General features: G+C 65.7%; 1 protein-coding gene. It reads right to left on the minus strand.

The window, feature by feature from the left end:
* Positions 1 to 91 precede the first annotated feature (91 nt).
* The gene (locus AC1D1P_RS14865) at positions 92 to 4,513 is read right to left on the minus strand and encodes a beta strand repeat-containing protein (protein WP_477673517.1); all 4,422 of its coding nucleotides are present in this window, start codon (positions 4,511 to 4,513) and stop codon (positions 92 to 94) included.
* Between the last annotated feature and the right edge of the window lie 69 nt (positions 4,514 to 4,582).

The raw sequence follows: 4,582 nt of genomic DNA on the forward strand, positions 1-4,582 counted from the left end.
CGGGGGCCGCGGGACTGGCTTTGCCAGACCGCAGGCGCCGCCCCCTGAGGGGGGAACAGGCTACACGAAGTGAGGCTGGACGGGGGTGGGCTTATTCCTCGTTCGTGTTTCCGGCTTCGGCAGCGGCAGCTTTCAGGGCGTCACTGGGGTCTGCACCACCTCCCTGCGCGCCGCCACCGTCACCTGAAGCGCCAAGGCTCGCGATGTTCCGCAGCGCACTCAGGTAGGCGTCGCTTGCCGGGCTGCCGCCCGGCAATACCGGCACCAGCGTTGCTACAGGGTTGATGGTCAGTGCGCCGTCCAGGTACGTCAGCGCATAGTTGCCGGCGCTGTAGCCGCCAGGCGTGATGGCGTAGCTGCCTGCGGTGCTGGCACCCTGTGAATTGCCGCCGTAAGTCAGCGTGCCGCCCAACACGGCGGCTGTTTCACCGGCCACAAAACCGCTGTAGCTCACACCGTTGCCGCCGGCATAGGCTGCGGCGCCGACAGTTCTGCTGTCGTTGTTGGCGGTAACGCTCAGGCTGGCCTTGGCAATGTCGGCGGTGCTGCTGGCCGTGGTGTTCAGCAGGTTGTAGTTGCCTCCATCGATGCMGCCGGCGCCGATACCGGTGACGTTGACGGTCTTGCCCGTGCCCGCGTTCTGGTCCGCAAACAGCGCGCTGCCGCTGAAGCTGACGACATCCCCACTCAGAACGCCGCTGCTGGCCAACGTGCTGCTGCTGGCGGTGGTGCCGTCATAGGTTTTGTTGGCGGTCGTGGCGTTGACGGTGATGCCGAGCTGGGCAATGTTGGCGGTCGTGGTAACGGGCGCGGCCGCGAGCTGATAGTTGCTGGCCAAACCACCTGCCCCGTTGGCCAGGCTGTAGGTGGCCGTTACGGTTTTCCCCGTGGCGGCATTCTTGTCGGCAAAGCTCGCGCCGGTGGAGTTCAAGGTCAGGGCTTCACCGCTGACCAGGCCGCTCAGGGCTCCTGCGTTGCTCAGTGTGGCCGTCGCGTTGCCATCATAGGTTTTGTTGTTGGCTGCCACGCCGGTCACGGTGAGCGTGGCCTTGTCGATGTTGGCCGTTGCCGTGACAGGCGCCGCCGCCAGCTGATAGTTGCCGGCCAGCCCGCCCGCGCCGTTGGCCAGGCTGTAGGTAGCCGTCGCGGTTTTGCCTGTGCCGGCATTCGCGTCAGCGAAGCTCGCGCCCGTGGAGCTCAAGGTCAATGCCTCGCCGCTGACCAGGCCCGTCAGCGTGCCGATGTTGCTCAGGGTTGCCGCGGTGCTGCCGTTGTAGGTCTTGTTGTCAGCCACCATGCCGGTGACAGTCAGCGTGGCCTTGCCGATGTCGGCCGTCGCCGTGACGGGAGCCGCAGCCAGCTGGTAGTTGCTGGCGAGCCCCCCTGCCCCGTTGGCCAGGCTGTAGGTGGCCGTGACGGTTTTGCCGGCGGCTGCGTTGGCATCACTGAAGCTGGCGCCCGTGGAGCTCAGGGTCAGTGCCTCGCTGTAGGCCAGCCCCGCGAGGGTGCCTATGTTGCCCAAGGCCGCTGTCGCGGTGCCATCGTAGGTCTTGTTATTGGCCGCCATGCCGGTCACGGTCAGCGTGGCTTTGTCCACCGTCAGCGTGCCGTTGGTATAGGCGATGCCGTAACCCAGGGCCGCCGCCAGCGTGCCCTGCGTGATGGCGTGTGTACCTGCGGATGCTGAGAAGCCGGTCGGCGCGGCAAGCAAGCCGGCCAGCGCGCTGCCTGCCGTGTCGCCCGCCACCAGGCCGGAGTTCAGGGTATAGCTCAGCGCCGGATCGGTTGCGCCGTAGACCTTGGTCTTGTTGTCGCCGCTCACGTTCAGAACCGGCGTGACGCTGTAGACCATGCGGTTGCCGCTGAGCGAGGTCATGGACGCATCGGTGGGAGCATTGGCGGCGTAGGTACGGCTGAAAGCGTTGCCGGTGGAGGCAAAGCCGCCAAAGGTGTTGGCCGTCGGGTCGGTCGAATACACCAGGAAGCGGCCCGCGCCCGGGTTCAGCGGCGTGGCGCCGGCGTTGTTGATGAAGTTGCGCCCGGCGGCCAGCACCAGCGAATCATTGGCGGCACTGCCGGAAGTCACGGTGTTGTTCAGCGTGATGTCACCCGCAGCGCCGGTGGCGCGCACCAGCACCTTGCCGCTGGCAGTCAACCCTGCCGTGTTGACGGTGCCGACGGCCAGCGCGCCGGCCTGCGAGTAGTCGACGCTGCCGGTATTGCCTGCCAGCGTGGTCACCGCGTTGCCTGCATTGTTCAGCGTATGGCTGCCGGTGCCCAGCAGTTCCAGGCCCGTGGCAGTGATCGCCGCGCTCTGTGTGCTGGTACCGGCGGTGTTCAGCGTGAGTTCGCTGGCCGTCAGCGCGCCGTTGATGGCGATGTTGCCGCCGGTCGCGATCAGCTTGAGCTTGTCCTGGCTGTTGCCGAACGCGCCGCCCACCGTGATGCCGGCATTCGAAGCCAGGCTGACCGTTTGGGCGGAACCCGCATTGGTGCTCGCGCTGAAGTTGCTGGTGTCGATGGCATTGGCGGCGGTGATGCTGATGTCACCGGCTGCGCCCGTGGTACTCAGCACCTGCGCACCGCTCACGTTGGTGCCCAGCGTGATGCCGTTTTGTGAGGAAGCAGTCAGCGACGTCCCGCTGACGTTGTTCGCCGCGCCGTTGGCGTCGGTGATGGCACCGGCTGCGGCGCTGAGGCTGACCGAGTTGCTTGACACCGTCTTGACCGCCAGGCTACCGGCAGTGGCCGTGACATTGACGCTGCCCGCCGCGAAGATGTTTTCCAGCGTGCCGCCGTTGGCCAGGCTCAGGTTGATTTGCGAGGCGCCGCCTGCCGCCACCGCACTGACGGACGCAGCGGAAATACCCACCGCGCCGGCGGGGCTGGTGCCCACACTGCCTGCGCCGCCGTCGAGGTAAACCGAGCCGCCCGCAGAATTGCTGATGTGCGGGGCCGCACCGCTGGCCACAATGCCCTGCGAGCCTTTGATGCGCACCGCCGCTGTGCCGGCGGCAGTACCCGTGGCCGTGCCGCTGCTGGTGATGCCGCTTGACGCCAGCGTGACCGTGCCGATGTTGTCGACGTCGATGCGGCCAGCGCCGGTATTGGTGAGGGACGTGAGTGTGGTGTTGATGCCGTTGCGCAGCACGATATCGCCCGCGCCGCTGTTGTCGACATTAAAGGCGCCGATCTGGTTGGCAGCCAGGTTGAGATTGGCGCCACCTGCACCGCTGCCGGTGAAGCTGCTGGCCACAATGGCCTGGGTCTGCGCGATGGCGCCGTTCAGGTTGGTGAGCGCGGTGGGGTTGCCGCCCGAGTTGATGCCGGCGTACCCGTCAACCGTGCCAACCGTGAGCGGCGCAGCCTTGCTGCTGGTAACGGCGAATGCGCCGGTGATAGAGCGCCCGCTGATTTCGTCGATCTGGTTGCCGGCGTTGGTCAGGGTCACGGAGGAACCTACCGCGTTGAGCTTGCCCACACTGATTGCTCCCGTCTGGCTGATGCTGCCGGCATTGAGCAGGCTGATGACCGGCAAAGGCCCTGGCGCAGCCGTGATGGGGCCAGCGATCTCAATACCGCCTGTGCTCGTCAGGGTGCCAATCTGCAACACACCGGCCGTGATTAAGCCCAACTCAGAGGCCGCCAAATTCAGTGTCATGGCTTCAATACCCCCCACACCTGACTCGAGCTTGATCTCCCGGTTGGAGGTAAAAGGTGCAATCACCACCCGGCCGGCCCCTGCATTGACCGCACTGAGAATCTCGACCCGGTTGCCAATAATCTGGATTTCGCCGCCACTGCTGGCGACCGTCGTACCGCCGAGATAGACATCACGGGCAGCCACAGGCGCTGGCGCAGGCACGCCGGAGCCACGCAAGACGATGTTCGCGCCATTGGAGTTGATGGTGCCGCCCTCCATGCGTAAAGCGCTGTTGCCTGAAGCGGAGTTGGCACTCATGGCGCCAGTAATATCTATTGCGCCTGTAGAGCTGATGATGGGGCTGGCACCGGGGCTGGAGGCGACGATGGATGTGCCAATGACGTTGGTGGCAGTCGTCGAAGAGTTGACGGTGCCCACAATGGTCAAACCACCCGTGCCGGCGAGCAGCTCTGCTGCCCCATCGATCAATATACCGGTGCCCGAGGAACCGCCCACGGTCGCCGTACCGGTGAGCGTGATTTTCTTGCTGGCGCCGGACTGCACCTTGCCGCTGACATGCAGGCCCGTTCCGGCAAAGATGGATGGATTGTTCAGCGTGCCGGTGAACGCAATGTCTCCACCTGTGCTAGAGACCTCCGCCCCGCCAGCCAACTGCAAACCCTCGCTGGTGGCCAGTGAACTGGTGCCGACCCGGCCCGTGATGCTGATGTTGCCGGCCCCGGTAACTTTCGCGCCCGAATCCAGGCGCACGCCGCGTGAAACCTGCGCCAAACCGGACGGCACGCCCGCGTTGCCCGAAATGGTGATCGTTCCGTTGCCTGCGGTGATGTTGGAATTGGTAATGACCACGCCGCCCGCCGAGCCGCCGGTGGCGCTGGCGCCGCCGCTCGTCAAGTCGCCGTTGATGGTGATGTTGCC

It is taken from the genome of Polaromonas sp. P1_E1_2 (assembly GCF_056406035.1).